Consider the following 15,492-nt stretch of genomic DNA (forward strand, 5'->3'; position numbering starts at 1 on the left):
GGCCTTTCCCCGGCGCCGACGGCAGCCAAAGGAGGCTGAAAGCGTGAGCACACCCAATCGGCCGGTGGCCTAGTTCAGTGCAGCCGACGACGGCGGCGCTCTCCCTCCGCGGACTGCATAAGGCTTTCGGCGCGAAAGTCTCGGTGGACCGCGTGAGCCTGGACGTTCCGGCCGGAGCCTTCTACGGGATCGTCGGGCCCAACGGAGCAGGCAAGACGACGCTCCTGTCCATGGCTGTGGGCCTGCTCCGCCCCGATGCCGGAACCTCCGCCGTGCTGGGTACCGATGTTTGGAGCGACAGCGTGCAGGCCAAGCGGGACCTGGGAGTCCTGCCCGATTCCCTCGCGATGCCCGAGTTCCTCACCGGCCGGGAAGTCCTGACGTTCATGGGCCGGCTGCGCGGGCTGGCCCGTGACACAGTGGATGCCCGGGCCCAGGAGCTGCTGGCCGTGATGGACCTGCTGGGCGAGGAGCGCACGCTCGTGGTGGACTATTCCACCGGCATGCGCAGGAAGATCGGGCTTGCCACTGCTCTGCTGCACAACCCGCGGGTATTGGTCCTCGACGAGCCTTTCGAAGCGGTGGATCCTGTGTCCTCGCTGGTCCTGCGGCGGATCCTGACACGGTACGTGGCGAGGGGCGGCGCCGTGGTGCTCTCCAGCCACGTGATGCCGCTGGTCGAACAGCTCTGCGACTCGGTGGCGGTGATGTCGCAGGGCACCATTGTTGCCAGCGGACCGCTGGACCTGGTCCGCGGGAACGGAACCCTGGAAGAGGCTTTCACCGGCCTGGTCGAGAGCGGAGCGGGCAGTTCCGAAGGGCTGCCGTGGTTGGGGAACTGATCCGGATGCGGCTGGCGCTGGCCCGCAACGCGGCGGCTGCCGGTGGCGGTGCCGTTTGGAAATGGTGCGGGGCCGTCGTGGGCGGGGCCCTGGCCGTGGGGGTGGTGGTCCTCGCGGCGCTGCCGCTGCAACCGGCGTCGCTGGTTCCCGACCTGCTCGGCGTTGCCTATCTCAGCTGGCTGATCGGCTGGCTGGTGGGACCGGTGCTCTCCCCCGCGCCGCTGCTGCGGCCGTCCTACCTGGCAATGCTCCCGATGCCGCGGCGCAGGCTGGCGGCCGGGCTCCTGGTCGCCGGGTTCTTCGGTCTGTCCAGCGCCGTGACCGGGGTGCTTTTCACCAGCCTGGTGGTCTATGCCGTTCGCCTGGGAGTGTTTCCCGCGCTCCTGTCCCTGCCGCTGGCCGCACTCCAGATGTGCCTGCTGGTGCTGATGTCCCGGGTAGCCTACGTGGTCTTTGGCCGGCTGGCCCGGGCCCGCAGCGGGGCGGCACTGAACGGGCTGCTGCTCGCCGTCGTGCTGGTGCTGACCCAATCGGGCTGGATGCTGTTCGTCGGGCTGGCCGCTTCCGGCCTGCTGGAGCAGGGCTTTCCGGCGGGCATATCAGCGGCCCTGAGGTGGGCGCCGTCGGGGTGGGCCCTCGCCGCGGTGGAATCGGCGGGCGCGGGAAACTGGGCACAGACGGTGGCCGCTGTCACGGGGATGCTGGTCTTTGGCGCGGTCCTGCTGATCCTGTGGAGCACCACCCTGGGCGAGGCCCGCGGCGCCCGGGCGCTGGTCCGCGGTTCCGCCGGCCGCCGCACACCGCGCAGCATGATCCTGCCGGCCGCAGCCGTGCTGCAGAAGGAACTGCGCAGCTGGGTCCGTGATCCGTCCCGGCTGGCAGCCGTGACCACCCCGCTGGCATGGGGCCTGCTCACCGCTGTGCTGCCGCTGACCTACGGTTCGGCTGATCTGCTGCCCTGGGCCGGGACGCTTATTGCGGTCATGGGCGCGAGCATGTGCGCCAATCTGTACGGCTTCGACGGCACCGGGGTGTGGCTGGCCCTGCAAAGCGGCACTGAACGGGCGGACGTGCGGGGCCGGCAGTGGGCGTACCTGTCCCTGTTTGGTCCCGTGTCGCTGCTGGCCACCGTTGCCGGTACGGCCTGGTCCGGGCTGGACTGGGCGTGGCCGTGGGCGCTGGCGGGGGTGGCAGGAGCGGTTGGCGGGGGTGCCGGGCTGATCGCCTGGACCTCCGTGGCAGCACCCGTTCCAGGACCCGATGCCACCGATCGGGCCGAGAACCCGGCGGAGGGAACGGAGGGCGTTGGGCCGGCATTCGCCGTGTTCTTCGCGGCGTTCATCCCTCCGCTGCCGGGGTTGGCGGTTGTGCTGGCGGGAACGCTGACGGGATCGCCTGCACTGCAGTGGGCCGGGGTGCTGGCTGGTGCGTCCACCGGGGTCCTGCTGGCCTGGGGGCTGGGCCGGCTGGCTGCCGCCCGGCTTGTCCGGACCGGCCCGGAACTCCTGCAGCTGATGCGTACCCGGCATGCCGCACCGGCCAAAACCGCCGGCCCCACCCAGGAGCCGGAACTCACCGGGCGGGAAAGCACACTGGTACTTCTTGGCTGGATTGCCGGGCCGCTGGCAGGCATTGCGCAGGGTCTGGTTCCGGCGGTTCTCAAGCTGACCGGCAACACCGACGTGCGTGTCTGGTTCCTGGCCATGTACTTGCCGGAACCGTGGGGCTGGCTCACCAGCATCGGCATGATGCTGCTTGGCGCGGCGCTGACCCGGATGGCACTTCAGGTGCGGAGGCGTGCTGCGGGAAATGCAGTGCCCGAAGCCGCCCCGGCCGTCCAGGCCAGCGGCTGACAGGTCAGGGTTGCAGCCCGGCAAGCAAACTGTTGGGCCCCGGACCCTTGTCGGTTTCCAGGATGTACTGGATGGGGATGGCACCGGTTGCGGCCACGCCCTTGAACACACGCACGCGGTGGCGGATGTCCCCTTCCAACCCGTCCCCGCGGACCAGGCGGGAGAAAATCGGAGCAGCCACGGAGGTGCTGCCGGTCTTCTCACACCAGATGATGTACATGCCATAGAGGTCCGCGGCGGGAAGTACGGCACTGTCATCGAGGTCCCGGACGGTGCATTCGTCGAGGAATTGGCGAACCTGCTGCTTGTGGATGTCCATGATTCTCAGCTCTGAAGGTTGTGCGTGGGTGATGCGTTGGGGCCCGGGAATGGATCGAGTGCCGCTGCGCCCTGGGCGGGTCATCATGCGCGGACGGAGGAATCGGCGGTGGGCAGCTGCACAGGGGCTGGTAGCTGGAAGCCAGGAATGGTCTACACCGTAGACGCTAGCTGTAGACTGCCTACTAAGCAACCTTACGGATAGAGTTCCGGTGTGCTCTTTCCCCTCAACGGAACGGATTGTCCATGCCAGCTCCGCCGCGGATCCCGTCCAGTCCAGGGAACAAAAAGCCCCGGCTGAACCGCGATTTGGTGCTCAGCACCGCCCTGAAGCTGGTGGACTCGATCGGACTGGACTCTCTGAGCATGCGCCGGCTGGGCCAGGAGCTGAACTGCGACCCGATGGCTCTCTACCGCTACGCCGCCAACCGGGCAGAGCTGCTCGACGGAGTCACCGAACTGGTCCTGAACGAACTGGCCATCGACCCGGACGCCTCGGACTGGCAGCGTCAGCTGCGAGCCACCGCCCATGATGTACGGCAGCTGGCGCTCCGCCACCCCAATGCCGTGCCGCTTCTGGTCACCCGGCCGCTCTCCACCCCGCTGGGGCTGCGGCCGCTGGGAATGCTGCGGCCGCTGGAGCTGATCGTGGCGCTGCTGATCCGGGCCGGCTTTGCACCGGCGGATGCACTGCACGCCTACCGGACCTATTACGGATTCCTCTACGGCCACATTCTCAACGAACTCCAGGAACTCGTTGTGAACCCGGAGGAAGAGGACCCGGTACTGCGCCTTGGCCTCTACCGGCTCCCGTCGAAGGATTTCCCCCACCTCCGGTCCCTGGCGCCGGTCCTGGCAGAGTACGACGGCGCTGCCGAGCTTGATGAAGGGCTGGATATCCTGCTCACGGGGCTGGCCCAGAAACTCGGCGGCGGGCCCGGCCCGCAGCTCGCAGGCCCTACTTCCCGCTGAACACAGGGAACTTGCCGGACTTGCCGTAGTCGGTCACCCGCATGCCGTACAGGGTGTCCATGTCTTCGGCCGTGATGGTGAAGTCCACGTCCGCGTTGGCCCGCATATGGTCCGGGTTGGTGGTCTTCGGTAGCGGAACGGTTCCCAGCTGGACGGCGTAGCGGATGCACAGCTGCGCAACGGAGACCGAATACCGCACAGCGATCGCGGCCACTTCCTCGTTTCGCAGGATCTCCCCGTGCGCGATGGGTGAATAGGCCTCCACCAACAGGTTGGTATCGGTACAGAAATCCAGCAGTTCAGTCGGGGTGTTGCCGACGTGGAGCAGGATCTGGTTGACCGACGGCGCCACGGTGCAGACGTTCAGGATGTTCTCGAGGTCCGCCTGTTCAAAGTTGGAGACGCCAATCGAACGCAACTTACCGGCGTCGTGCGCTGCCTCCAGGGCCCGCCAGGCTTCCCGGTTGCCTTCCGCGTAGGAGCCGCCGCGCCAGTCGTTCCAAGGCTGCGGGCTGTGGATCATCATCAGGTCCAGGTAGTCCAGGCCCATGGTCGCCAGTGACCCGTCGATTGCCGACACCGCACCCGCGTAGTCCTTGATTTCCGCGGCCAGCTTGCTGGAGATAAACAGCTCCTCCCTGGGAAGTCCGCTGGACCGTACGCCCTCGCCGACGCCGCGTTCGTTGCCGTAGGCCTGGGCGGTGTCGATGTTGCGGTAGCCAATGCTGATGGCTTCCTCCACGGCCTGGGCGGCGCTGCCGTCTTCGATGAACCAGGTACCGAACCCCAGTTTGGGGATCGGCAGCCCGTTGGCCAGGGTGAAAGTCTCGTCCAGGATCATCGTCCTGCTCCTTGCGGGATCGAATCATTCGTCTCCGCCATCGTCCCGCTGCGCTGTGGCCAGCGGAATGGCGCGCGGAAAGTCGTCCACTGGAACCGGGTATCAGGGACCGCCACGACGCAGCGTATGCCCTCACACCTAAAGAGGTTGCCCCCTCCTGGCCCTGCGGCCGACGGATGTCCGTCGGAACGGGTCCCTTTGTAAACCAGTGGGGAGATAACGCCGTTATGAGCCCTCACAGCAAATCCTTTGTGCAGTTAACGCCGTTATGGGACCCGCTAAACGGCGTTAACTGCACAAAGGATGGGATGAGGCACCGCTAAACGACGTCAGCTCCCCAAAAGATTAAGTTCCGGGATCGGCCCCCGGCTGCTGGTACCGCTGAAGGAGAATCCAAGTGCTGCCCGCCGAAACCGCGCCCGACTAGAACCGCCGCTCAGCCACGTTCACCCGGGCGGCGCCGTCGAGCGCTGCTTTCAGCTGTTCCACCGGTGTGGCACCGGGCGCGGCGTCGGCCATCTTTTCGTCGGGGACGTTTGGGTCCTCGAAGTACAGGCGGCCGTAGGCAGTGGTCTCGGGCTCGAACCGCCAGCTGTCAGCCAGGGTCCCGGCGTCGACGGTATCGAAGCCCAGCTGGTCGATGATCCGGGCGGCCTCAGTCTTGGCCTGCTCATCGTCACCGGCGATCGGCAGGGCGGAGCGGTCCGCAGCACCGCTGGGGCGGGCCAGGGCAGGGATCTGCGCGGCCAGGATGTTGTTGAAAACCTTCACGGTGCGGGCACCGGTGAGCCGCTGCATCAGCTCGCTGGTGGTGACGGAGTTGTCAAGGAGTCCGTCGATGCTGCCGTCGCGGAAGGGGTAGTAGTTGCTGCTGTCCAGGACAATCTTGTCTTTCAGGAGTCCCTCCGGAAGGTCCTTCACCGCCTTGAGCGGAATGGCGAGCACGACGGCGTCGCCCGCGTTGGCTGCCTCCTCCACCGTCCCGGCCCGGGCCAGCGGGCCGAGCTCGGCAACCAGGTCCGTGAGTGTCTCGGGCCCGCGCGAGTTGGCGATGACCACGTTCATGTCCGCCGCAACCGCAAGCCGAGCGACGGCAGATCCAATGTGTCCGCTTCCGATGATTCCCAGTGTCGCCATGAGTGCATCCCTTCGGTGGTTGTGCTGTGTGGTCTCAGGCGGCGGAAGCCGCGGCGCCGGCAAGTTCGCTCAGCTGCGCGGCAGTCAGCCGGGCGCCGAACGCGGGTCCGCCCGGCTGCAGGAACCCGGTGCCGGCCAGGGAGTCCACGCAGACAGGGTCGTAGCCTATGCGGTCCACCAACGCGGAGACCAGAGCGACGGCGCCAGGCTGGTTCCCGGCTACGGCAAGGCCCCGCCGCTCCGGGTGCCCGGCCGGACGGCGGTCCGGTTCCAGGTGGTGGTAGCCGGTGTGGCTGAAGGTCTTCACGACGGCGGCACCGGGGAACATGTCCTGCACCACCTCGGAAGACGGCCGGTCCCCCGCTCGGAACGCCGGGATTTCGCCGTCCACCGGCGGCCAGTAGTTCATGGTGTCCACCACCACGCGGCCGGCCAGCAGGGCAGGATCAATGGTGTGCAGCCGGTGCAGCGGCAGCGCAAGGATCACCAGGTCTGCTTCCGCGACGGCGTCGTGCGTCCATTTCGGCTCGGCACCCGGGGTCACGAAGTCGATCATCAGCTCCAGCCGGGCGGGATCGCCGGAGGCGGAGACGGAAACCCGGTAGCCGGCGTCGAGCAGTGAACGGGCAACGGCAGTGCCCGCCTTGCCCGCGCCGATCACGGCAACGTGGAGGGTTTCCGGAGCGGGGTCGACCGTGGGCAGCAGGGAGTCTGTGGCCGGATGAAGGGTCATGACATCGGTAACGCAGCCTTTCCCGGGGTCATTCCCGCAGCAAGGCACACCAAAGTATTAGTCCTCCCGTCTTTACAGCACCCGCCAGCGGGGTGACCATGAGCGCAGGGCCAGCTGTGCTTCCTGACAGATAGACGGACCTCGCCGTAGTCAGGATCAGAAGCGTCGCAGATGCGTTCATATGCAGATACCTGAAAGGCAACGCAATGAGACTTCCTCCAACTCCACGGCGGGCGTTCTCCATAGTCCTGGCCGCCATTCTCCTGGTCCTGGCCGCAGGGACAGGCGCATTCGCTTCTTCCCCGGCTTCGGCCCCGCAGTCGCTGCCGGCTGCACCATATGGGGAGAACGACGGGTCAGGTCCACAGTTCTACAGCGGATTGACCGTCGATGTCCGGGATGACGTGTCCGGGGACGTGTACGTGTCCGCCCAGAGGATCACCATCTCCGGAAACGTCACGGGTGACATCATCGCAGCCGGCCAGACGATCAACATCACCGGAAATGTTGACGGTAACGTACGTCTCGCCGGGCAGGATGTGACCATCAGCGGGGAGATTTCGCGCAGCGGCACCATCTTCGCTTCGACGGTGGATATTACCGACAGCGGTTCCCTCGGAGATGATCTTGTGGGTGCCGCGGGTGACATCGACATAGCCGGTGCGGTGGGCCGTGATGTGCAGGTTGGTGTTGGAGACCTCACCATCGACGGGGCGGTTGGAGGCAATCTCACCTACACCTCCAACGACGACGCCAGCATCGCCGACGGCGCGGTCAGCGGCACCGTGGAGCGCATCACTCCGCAGGAATCCGACGAGCCAACGCAGGGAGAACTGTTCGTCGGCTGGTTGCTTGGCCTGCTCTACGCTCTGGTTGCGTTGAGCCTCATCACCGTCCTCGCGGGATGGCTTTTCCCCCGTTTGCTGCACCACGTCACCGACCGTCTTGTGCCGCACCCCTGGAAGGCGCTGCTTGTAGGCTTCGTGGCCTCGATCGTCGTCCCGTTTGCAGTCCTGCTTCTGCTGTTCACGTTCGTCGGCGCGCCCCTTGCGCTGGCAATCCTGCTGGTCTGGATTACGCTGACGCTCGCAACCTTCGTGTTCGGCGCCTACTACATTGGCCGGCTGCTGTTCCGCGGCAACCAGCATCCCGTGGTTAAGGCGCTCGTCGGCGGAGTGATCCTCATCGTCGCGCTGCATATTCCGTGGCTGAACATTCTGGTCTGGCTGGCCATGGTGTTCTTTGGCCTGGGTGCACAGCTCCTGGCGATCTACGACCGGCGGCCGTGGCGCCGGGTAAGCGCACCGTCGCGGGATGCCTACGGGCCGGGCTCGGGTCCGGAAAACGGGCCCGGGTACGACGGCGGACAGCCCCCGCCGCCCCCGGTGCAGCCGCCGCCCCCGGTGCAGTAATACGCGGCCGGGGGCAGCCAGCCCTAGCCCTCCAGGTCGTAAACCATGGCGGGATCGCGTTCCAGGATCCGGTCCCGCATCTCGGCCTTCAGCACTTCCAGGTGAGCCAGCTCAGCTTCGGTCTTGTCCGGCTTCGCGCCCAGCTCAATGAACTCGTCGGCAACAATGCCGTCGTCGCGCAGCACGCAGGTGACCGTTGCGTTCCCGGCGCTGATCTCGAAGACATAGCGGGCCAGGGTGTTGCCGCGTTCGGGCCGGGCCAGTTCCGGCACCACTTCGAAGCGCTCCCCCGTCACGGCCCGGGTGACCAGTTCGATCGCGTCCCGGCCGCCGGGTCCGGGGAAGGCAGTGCGGATGCGGATCTGCCGGCGTTCGACGCGGCCGCCGGCGCGGGCTGCCAGTTCCGGCAGGGCACGGCCGAGGACGGCGAAGGCGTGGGCCACTCCTCCCGGAAAGCCCGGGCCGTGGTACCGCATGCAGTCAGCAAACGTGAAGTCCAGCTGCACGCCGTCCTCCCAGACGGTCACGGTGCGGTCCGCATCTGGGACGGGAGTCTGTTCAAGGTGTTCGGCCGGTGCCGGGGTGGTGCTCATGGTGCGCTCTCGCTCTGTCGATTAGGTCCGTTAGTGCAGGTCAGGCCGATTATGGACGCTGTATGACGTGCAGGCAGACGCAGATTGCGCCCATCCGACCCAGCTTCTATTGTTGCTTAGGCAAGGCAAGCCTTACCAACCACCCTTGCGGGGGTTCCAGCGGCCCGGCCGCGCACCGCCTGCAACGATCGTCCTTCTTTCCTTCTGCCCTGAGGTTTGCCATGTCCCGGAAAAACACCCCGCGTCCGGAGCGGACCGGCACCCGGGATTCGGTGCAGCAGCCGGCGGCGGCGCCGTCGACCTCCCTCACCGGAGAGCAGATGATCCTGCGCTACGGCAAGGACACTGTGGTGGACGGGGTTTCCCTGACCTTCCAGCCCGGCCAGGTCACGGCCCTGGTGGGCCCCAACGGCAGCGGGAAATCCACCCTGCTGCGCTCCATGGCGCGGCTGCACCGTCCGGACTCGGGTGAAATTTTCCTCCGCGGAACCGGCGGCGAACGTGCCGCATCAGCGCTCACCTCCCGCGACTTCGCCCGTGAGGTGACCCTCTTTTCCCAGTCCCGCCCCGCCCCGCAGGGACTGAGCGTCCGGGAGGTCGTGGCATTTGGCCGGCACCCTTACCGGCACCGTTTTGCCGGGCTCGACGCCGAGGACCACCGGATCATCAACCGCGCCATGGCCGTCACGGGAGTCGGCTCGATGGCCGGCCGCTCCGTCAGCGAACTCTCCGGCGGGGAAGTCCAGCGCGTCTGGCTGGCCGCCTGCCTGGCCCAGGACACCGGCGTCGTACTCCTGGACGAACCCACCAACCACCTGGACCTGAGATACCAAATCGAGATCCTCGACCTGGTGCGTGACCTTGCGGAAAGCGGCACCGCCGTCGGCATTGTGCTGCACGACCTCGATCACGCCGCCCGCGTGGCCGACTCGCTGCTGCTGATGTCCGCCGGCAGGATCCACGCCGCCGGTGACCCGCACCAGGTGCTCACCGAACAGAACATCTCCGAGGTCTACGGCCTCCAGGTCCAGGTCACGGTGGAGCCGGAAACCCGGCGCATCCGCATCGACCCGCTGGGCCGGCACACCGTCCGGCGCCGGTCCACCGCCCACATTTCATCCTGAACACCGTTTCATCCTGAACCCCACCCGAGAGGCACTTCCATGACCCGAGTCCGCCCGCTGGCCGCAGCAGCTTCCATGCTTGCTGCAGCCGCACTCACCCTGTCCGCCTGCGGCACCACCGACGTGGAGGAACCGGCAAACGCCGCCACCGCCGCCACGTCTGAAGCCTGCGCAGCCGACACCACCGCCACGGCAACCGGCCCGGTCTCGCTGACCGACGGCGTCGGGCGGACGGTGGAGCTGGAGAAGCCTGCCGAACGCATCGCAGTGCTGGAGTGGCAGCAGATCGAGGACGCGCTGACGCTGTGTGTCACGCCGGTGGCCGTTTCCGACGCCGAGGGCTACGGCACGTATGTCAGCGCCGAGGCCCTCCCGGAGGAAGGCGTCGCGGACATCGGAACCCGCGGCGAACCGGACCTGGACACCCTGTACGCGGCGGATCCGGACCTGATCATCGTGGAGGCGTTCAGCGCCGACGACGAGATCATTGCCCAGCTCGAAGAACGCGGCGTGCCGGTCCTCGCCACCCTCGGAGCCAACAGCGCGGACCCGATCGGGAACATGAAGAGCGTTTTCTCGATGATCGCCGAAGCCACCGGACGCACCGAACGCGCCGAGCAGGTCCTGGATACCTTCGACAAGCATCTGGCCGATGCCAAGGAAAAGGTCCAGGCAGCCGACCTGGCCACCACTGACTTCCTCTTCTTCGACGGCTGGATCGAAGGCGGCAACGTCACCATCCGCCCCTACGGCCAGGGCGCCCTCTTCACTGCCCTCGGCGAAGAACTCGGCATGACCTCCGCCTGGACCGACGAGATTGACTCCCGGTACGGCAACGGCGGCGTGGACCCGGCCTACGGCCTGGGCCAGACGGACATTGAAGGACTCACCGCAGTTGGCAGCGCGAACCTCTTCCACTCCAACGACGAGGAAGTGGGCGGCTACGTTGCCGAACTCGAGAAGAACCCCATCTGGACCTCCCTGCCGGCCGTGAAGGAAGGCCGCGCCTACGCCTTCCCCGCTGGCGTCTGGGGCGCCGGCGGCCCGCTGTCCAACCAGCAGGCCATCGACGCCTACGTTGACGCCATGCTGGCGGAGTGAACGCACCGCTCCACACGCGGGACGTAACGCAGCTGCAGGCCCGCCCGGGCCTGCGGCTGCCCCTGCATAACTTCCTCCAGCACCCCGCCGGCGGCCTGGCCATTCTGGCGGCGCTGCTGCTCGCCGTCGTCTTCACCGGTGCCTGGCACCTGACCCAGGGGACCTCCGGCGCCGGACTGGCGGACCTGTGGCGGCTCTTCGGCGGCGCCGAGGAAACCGTGGGCGGCGTTCCCATTGCCGACGTACTGGTCGGCTCGCGGCTGCCGCGCCTGTTCGCCGGAGTCGCCGTCGGTTTTGCCCTCGGCGTGGCCGGCGCGCTGCTGCAGTCGGTCACCCGAAACGCGCTGGCCTCCCCGGACACCCTCGCCGTCACCGCCGGTTCCTACTTCGCGCTGACCGCCGTCGCAGCCTTCGGCCTGTCCGTACCGCTCTGGGCCTCGGGCACCGTCGCCTTCGCCGGCGGGGTGCTGGCCGCCGCCGTCGTGCTGGGCCTGGCCGGCCGCTCCGTGGGTTCCGGAACCACGCGCCTGATCCTGGCCGGTTCCGCGATTGCCATGGCGCTCGACGCCGGCACCGCCATGCTGCTCATCCTGTTCAAGGAGAACACCACCGGCCTGTTCGCCTGGGGCAGCGGATCGCTCGCCCAGCTGAACCTGGATGCCTCCGTCCGGGCCGCGCCGGTGATCATTGCGATGCTCTGCGTGGCGCTGCTGCTCTGCCGCCGGCTCGATGTCCTGAAACTCGGCGACGATACTGCGTCCTCCCTGGGTGTGCCAGTCGCGTCCACCCGTGTCCTGGCCGTGCTCTGCGCGGTGCTGCTGACCAGCATTTCCGTGACGCTGGCCGGGCCCATTGCCTTTGTGGGGCTCGGTGCCCCGGTGCTGGCGCGGCTTCTGGCCGGCCGCGCACCGGTGCTGGGCCGCCACCTTTTCCTGCTGCCCGTTTCCGGCTTGCTGGGTGCACTGCTGATCCTGCTCGCCGACGCCGGGCTGCGCGGACTCCTCGGCGCCGAGGGTGCCAGTTCAATTCCCACCGGCGTGCCGACGGCGCTGCTCGGTGCCGTGCTGATTGTGGTCCTGGCGATGCGGATGCGGGATTCCGGGCCGATTGCCATGCCGCCGCAGGGCCGGCTCGGTGTCCGGACCCGGCGCCGGTTCCTGGCTGCCGTCGCCGTTTCCGGCCTGCTGCTGGCGGGCGCCGTACTGCTGGGCCTGCTGGCCGGGAGCCTGTGGCTGCGCACCGGGGACCTGGCCCTGTGGCTGAACGGTTCGGCACCGGACTTGATTGGCCGGGCACTGGATGACCGGTTCCCCCGGGTTGCTGCCGCAGTGCTGGCCGGCGCGGCCCTGGGCCTGGCCGGCTGCGTGGTGCAGGGAACCGTCCGCAACCCGCTGGCCGAACCCGGAATCCTCGGCATCACCGCCGGCGCCGGACTGGGCGCGGTCACGGTGGTGACCTCGAACATTGGCGGCGGACGCCCGGTGCTGATCACCATGGCGGTGCTGATGGGCCTGGCCACGTTCGGGCTGATCGCCCTGCTGGCCTGGCGCGGCGGGCTGCTGCCGGACCGTTTTGTGCTGGTGGGCATCGGCTGCGGTTACGGCCTCAGCGCACTGACCACCTTCCTGCTGCTGCGGGCCGACCCGTGGAACACTCCGCGCATCCTCACCTGGCTCTCCGGCACCACTTACGGGCGGACGGTGCCCGACGTCGTGCCGGTGGCGGTGGCGCTGCTGCTGGCCATGCCGCTGGTGTTCGCGCTGCGGCGCCGGCTGGATCTGCTGGCGGTCGACGACGACACCCCGCGGATCCTGGGCGTCCGGCTGGAGCGGTCCCGGCTGCTGCTGCTCGCTGCTGCCGCGGTGCTGGCTTCGCTGAGCGTGGTGGCGATCGGTGCCGTCGGGTTTGTGGGGCTGGTGGCTCCGCATCTGGCGCGGTTTATTGCCGGGGCCCGGCACTCGCGGCTGATTCCGCTGTCCATGCTGCTCGGTGCGCTGCTGGTCTCCGTTGCTGACACGCTGGGCCGCACGCTGATTGCTCCGGCGCAGATTCCGGCCGGGCTGATGATCGCCCTGATTGGTGCGCCGTACTTTGTGTGGCTGCTGCGGCGGTCGCGGGGGTAACGGCAAATCCGCAGGATCCATCGGCGGTGCCTTTAAGGCTCCCTGCTGGCGCTCATCTTCACCGATTAGTGTCGTGAAAATGAACTCCTACTACCTGCCCGCTGGACCGTCCGCCGAGGCACCCCTTCGAGCGTGATGGATACCGGTCTGGAACCCGTCTGCTTGAGACGGAACACCATTGTGGTGCTGCTGGGCATTGACGGTTCCGGCAAGTCAACGGCCGCCGGGGCCCTCAAGGATCTGTTTCCATCCAGACCGGTGCTGGTTCTGGGCAACTATTCCGGAAGGAAAACCATCGCCGGCTGGGCCCTGCGTCACCGGATACGGGTCCCTGGCCGGATCGCAGATGCCATGGAAACGGCCGTCAGGGTGTTCAACGTTCTGATCAATCATGTGCGGGCCTCGCGCTTTGACGGGCTGGTCATCATGGATCGCCACCTTTATTGCCAGGTGGCCTTGCGGAAGGCGCGTGGAATACGCCGGGGAACTGCGCTGATGACCCTGGCGGGCATCCTGCCGCAGGCCCATGCGGTGGTGTACTTCGATATCCCGGTTGAACAAGCCTACGAGCGGATCAGATTGCGGGGCGAGGACCAGGAGACCATCAAAGGTCTCCAGAATTTCCAGGCCGGCTACAGGGAGCTGCCTTGTTATCCGGGTTTTAGAACAGTTGACGCGAGCGGTTCCCGCGAAGGCACTCTCCTCCAGCTAGCGGACATCATCACCCTCGTGAGCCATCGGGTTCCCCTCCACTCAAGCGGCCGGCGGGCGTGAGAGAGCGGATTACGGAACCTGCTGCAGGAACTCCCGGACGACGGCGCTGATCAGTGCGGGGCGCTCGGCGAGCAGGCCGTGCGTGGCTCCCGGAACGATGCACAGCTGCGCGCCCGGAATCGATGACGCGATGAGCAGGCTGTGGTCCGGCCGGATGGTGTCCCGGTCCCCGGACATGATCAGGGTGGGGGCTTTGATCGCAGCCAGCTCTGCCGGGTCAATATGCGGTTCAGTGGTCCAGAGCCGGAAGAGCTTCGCCATCACGGCATCGGCATGGGCTGGACCGTCCGGAGACAGCCGCTCATAGGCCAGCCGCTCGAGGTCCGGCTTGTCCGGGTCCTTGGGCGCCGCGTGGACGGGCGGGCCCAGAACCGGCAACCCGCCGGCGTCGTCGTTGGTATTGAACGCCGAGGGGTCCAGGTTCCCGCTGATGGCGATCAGGGACCGGACCCGCTCCGGATGGTGCAGGGCCAGCAGCAGGCCGAGGATCGCGCCGTCGCTGTAGCCGAGCACGTCGACCGGCTCGAGGCCCTCCGCATCAAGGTAGGCCAGCGTGTCCGCGAGGCCGCGCTCGTAGTTGTAGCCGCCGTCGATGTCCGCTGACCTGCCGTGGCCGGGACGCTCGAACGCGTACACCGTCCGCTCGGCGGCCAGGGCATCGGCCTGCTCCCGCAGCGCCTCCAGCGAGCAGAATCCGCCGTGCAGGAACAGGATGGGCCGCCCCTCGCCCGTCACTTCGGAGTAGAGGTCGACGCCGTTGATCCGGTGATATGTCATGTGGTCCTGCCGTGGGGTTGGGGATTTCAACCCATCCGGCGGCGGGTTTCTGACCGTCGGATGTTATCACCGGGTGCTCACCCAGCCCTTCCTGCTGGTTCATGCCAGAGCGTGTTTCACACGGATCCGTTACTGCGCCGTATACCCTCCGTCGACAGGCCAAACCACCCCGGCAACAAAACTGGCTGCGTCGGAGGCGAGGAAGCAGATGACCTCCGCGATTTCCTCCGCGCTGCCGAGCCGTCCCATCGGCTGCCGGGCGAGGATCTGCGCGCGGACGGATTCGTCCAGTGCGGCCAGCAGCGGCGTCTCTGCGTACCCGGGTGCCACAGCATTCACCCGGATCCCGGTGGGCGCGTAGGTCAGCCCGGCGGACCGGACCAGATTCGCGACACCAGCCTTCGCGGCGGAGTACGGACCCGATCCAGCCTGCCCAACCAGCCCTAGGATCGAGGACACCGCGACGACGGCCCCGCTGCCCTGGGCCGACATGTAGCTCAGTGCGTGTTTCATCGACAGGGCCACCCCTGTGAGGTCGATGTCGAGCACCTTCCGCCAGTGGTCGGTGTCCAGTTCATGCAGTGGGCCTTTGGACTCCGGGACCCCGGCGTTGGCCACTAGGATGTCCACCGAGCCACCCAGCCCCGCTGCCTCCGCCATCAGTGCGGCTACGGAATCTTCATTCGTAACGTCTGTGCGAACGAAGAGGGCTCGGTAGCCATCGGCAGCAAGCGCGTCCGCCACCTCAGCAGCGCCTGGACTGATGTCCCCCAAGACGACGGCGGCTCCGCGGCGGGCAAGCATCCGGGCGGTGGCCGCGCCGATCCCGCCCGCAGCACCCGTTACGACGGCGGTGCGGCCCGCGAACGGCGCCGCCGTCGCAGCGGGCATT

Annotated in this window: 15 protein-coding genes; 8 read left to right on the forward strand and 7 right to left on the reverse strand. The window is 67.5% G+C overall.

The features are described from left to right. Positions 1-77 precede the first annotated feature (77 nt). Together NF551_RS15245 and NF551_RS15250 are read left to right on the forward strand one after the other, a co-directional pair. On the forward strand, positions 78-842 hold the full coding sequence (locus tag NF551_RS15245) for an ABC transporter ATP-binding protein (RefSeq protein ID WP_227895930.1): 765 nt from the start codon (positions 78-80) through the stop codon (positions 840-842). Continuing rightward, entirely contained in the window at positions 827-2,695 is a 1,869-nt protein-coding gene (locus NF551_RS15250; RefSeq protein WP_227895931.1) for a hypothetical protein, read from the forward strand. Before NF551_RS15245 ends, NF551_RS15250 begins: the two co-directional genes overlap by 16 nt. 4 nt (positions 2,696-2,699) lie before the next feature. On the opposite strand, the gene NF551_RS15255 is transcribed toward NF551_RS15250, so the two are convergent. Continuing rightward, on the reverse strand, positions 2,700-3,014 hold the full coding sequence (locus tag NF551_RS15255) for a winged helix-turn-helix domain-containing protein (RefSeq protein WP_227895932.1): 315 nt from the start codon (positions 3,012-3,014) through the stop codon (positions 2,700-2,702). Between the two features lie 245 nt (positions 3,015-3,259). Between NF551_RS15255 and NF551_RS15260 the strand changes: the two genes are divergently transcribed. Beyond that, complete coding sequence (locus NF551_RS15260) at positions 3,260-3,985, forward strand: TetR/AcrR family transcriptional regulator C-terminal domain-containing protein (RefSeq protein WP_227895933.1); 726 nt, start codon at positions 3,260-3,262, stop codon at positions 3,983-3,985. Here NF551_RS15260 and NF551_RS15265 read toward each other — a convergent pair. The 3 genes from NF551_RS15265 to NF551_RS15275 all read right to left on the reverse strand — a co-directional run bounded on the left by NF551_RS15265 (position 3,972) and on the right by NF551_RS15275 (position 6,696). Further along, entirely contained in the window at positions 3,972-4,826 is an 855-nt protein-coding gene (locus NF551_RS15265) for an aldo/keto reductase (RefSeq protein ID WP_227895934.1), read from the reverse strand. The genes NF551_RS15260 and NF551_RS15265 overlap by 14 nt on opposite strands. 423 nt (positions 4,827-5,249) lie before the next feature. Then, positions 5,250-5,963, reverse strand: coding sequence for an NADPH-dependent F420 reductase (locus NF551_RS15270; RefSeq protein WP_227895935.1), 714 nt, complete (start codon positions 5,961-5,963; stop codon positions 5,250-5,252). A gap of 34 nt (positions 5,964-5,997) precedes the next feature. After that, complete coding sequence (locus NF551_RS15275; protein ID WP_227895936.1) at positions 5,998-6,696, reverse strand: NADPH-dependent F420 reductase; 699 nt, start codon at positions 6,694-6,696, stop codon at positions 5,998-6,000. Between the two features lie 206 nt (positions 6,697-6,902). Here NF551_RS15275 and NF551_RS15280 point away from each other — a divergent pair, with 206 nt between their 5' ends. Then, entirely contained in the window at positions 6,903-8,108 is a 1,206-nt protein-coding gene (locus NF551_RS15280; protein ID WP_227895937.1) for a polymer-forming cytoskeletal protein, read from the forward strand. Between the two features lie 23 nt (positions 8,109-8,131). Here the strand turns inward: NF551_RS15280 and NF551_RS15285 are convergent, their stop codons facing one another. Further along, complete coding sequence (locus NF551_RS15285; protein WP_227895938.1) at positions 8,132-8,701, reverse strand: hypothetical protein; 570 nt, start codon at positions 8,699-8,701, stop codon at positions 8,132-8,134. A 221-nt stretch (positions 8,702-8,922) separates the two neighbouring features. On the opposite strand from NF551_RS15285, the gene NF551_RS15290 reads away from it, so the two are divergent. From NF551_RS15290 to NF551_RS15305, 4 genes are all read left to right on the forward strand, one after another. Then, positions 8,923-9,825, forward strand: coding sequence for an ABC transporter ATP-binding protein (locus NF551_RS15290; protein WP_423721735.1), 903 nt, complete (start codon positions 8,923-8,925; stop codon positions 9,823-9,825). Positions 9,826-9,864: 39 nt separating this feature from the next. Continuing rightward, entirely contained in the window at positions 9,865-10,926 is a 1,062-nt protein-coding gene (locus NF551_RS15295) for an iron-siderophore ABC transporter substrate-binding protein (protein WP_227895939.1), read from the forward strand. 50 nt (positions 10,927-10,976) lie between these two features. After that, positions 10,977-13,049, forward strand: a complete 2,073-nt coding sequence (locus tag NF551_RS15300) for an iron ABC transporter permease (protein WP_432418575.1) — start codon at positions 10,977-10,979, stop codon at positions 13,047-13,049. Positions 13,050-13,184: 135 nt separating this feature from the next. Beyond that, the gene (locus tag NF551_RS15305) at positions 13,185-13,823 is read left to right on the forward strand and encodes a nucleoside/nucleotide kinase family protein (protein WP_227896070.1); all 639 of its coding nucleotides are present in this window, start codon (positions 13,185-13,187) and stop codon (positions 13,821-13,823) included. Positions 13,824-13,832: 9 nt separating this feature from the next. Here the strand turns inward: NF551_RS15305 and NF551_RS15310 are convergent, their stop codons facing one another. Both NF551_RS15310 and chcB2 read right to left on the reverse strand, forming a co-directional pair. After that, positions 13,833-14,600, reverse strand: a complete 768-nt coding sequence (locus NF551_RS15310) for an alpha/beta fold hydrolase (RefSeq protein ID WP_227895940.1) — start codon at positions 14,598-14,600, stop codon at positions 13,833-13,835. A 129-nt stretch (positions 14,601-14,729) separates the two neighbouring features. Then, positions 14,730-15,491, reverse strand: a complete 762-nt coding sequence (gene chcB2, locus NF551_RS15315) for a cis-4-hydroxycyclohexanecarboxylate dehydrogenase (protein WP_227896071.1) — start codon at positions 15,489-15,491, stop codon at positions 14,730-14,732. Position 15,492 lies beyond the last annotated feature (1 nt).

The sequence above is a fragment of the Arthrobacter caoxuetaonis genome, assembly GCF_023921125.1.
GTDB lineage: Bacteria > Actinomycetota > Actinomycetes > Actinomycetales > Micrococcaceae > Arthrobacter_B > Arthrobacter_B caoxuetaonis.

What these genes read in the sequence shown, in the direction of transcription:
- NF551_RS15255 (WP_227895932.1), bottom strand. Translation starts at nt 3,014, where the DNA reads ATGGACATCCACAAGCAGCAGGTTCGCCAATTCCTCGACGAATGCACC.
- NF551_RS15260 (WP_227895933.1), top strand. Translation starts at nt 3,260, where the DNA reads ATGCCAGCTCCGCCGCGGATCCCGTCCAGTCCAGGGAACAAAAAGCCC.
- NF551_RS15265 (WP_227895934.1), bottom strand. Translation starts at nt 4,826, where the DNA reads ATGATCCTGGACGAGACTTTCACCCTGGCCAACGGGCTGCCGATCCCC.
- NF551_RS15270 (WP_227895935.1), bottom strand. Translation starts at nt 5,963, where the DNA reads ATGGCGACACTGGGAATCATCGGAAGCGGACACATTGGATCTGCCGTC.
- NF551_RS15275 (WP_227895936.1), bottom strand. Translation starts at nt 6,696, where the DNA reads ATGACCCTTCATCCGGCCACAGACTCCCTGCTGCCCACGGTCGACCCC.
- NF551_RS15280 (WP_227895937.1), top strand. Translation starts at nt 6,903, where the DNA reads ATGAGACTTCCTCCAACTCCACGGCGGGCGTTCTCCATAGTCCTGGCC.
- NF551_RS15285 (WP_227895938.1), bottom strand. Translation starts at nt 8,701, where the DNA reads ATGAGCACCACCCCGGCACCGGCCGAACACCTTGAACAGACTCCCGTC.
- NF551_RS15290 (WP_423721735.1), top strand. Translation starts at nt 8,923, where the DNA reads ATGTCCCGGAAAAACACCCCGCGTCCGGAGCGGACCGGCACCCGGGAT.
- NF551_RS15295 (WP_227895939.1), top strand. Translation starts at nt 9,865, where the DNA reads ATGACCCGAGTCCGCCCGCTGGCCGCAGCAGCTTCCATGCTTGCTGCA.
- NF551_RS15305 (WP_227896070.1), top strand. Translation starts at nt 13,185, where the DNA reads ATGGATACCGGTCTGGAACCCGTCTGCTTGAGACGGAACACCATTGTG.
- NF551_RS15310 (WP_227895940.1), bottom strand. Translation starts at nt 14,600, where the DNA reads ATGACATATCACCGGATCAACGGCGTCGACCTCTACTCCGAAGTGACG.
- chcB2 (WP_227896071.1), bottom strand. Translation starts at nt 15,491, where the DNA reads ATGCCCGCTGCGACGGCGGCGCCGTTCGCGGGCCGCACCGCCGTCGTA.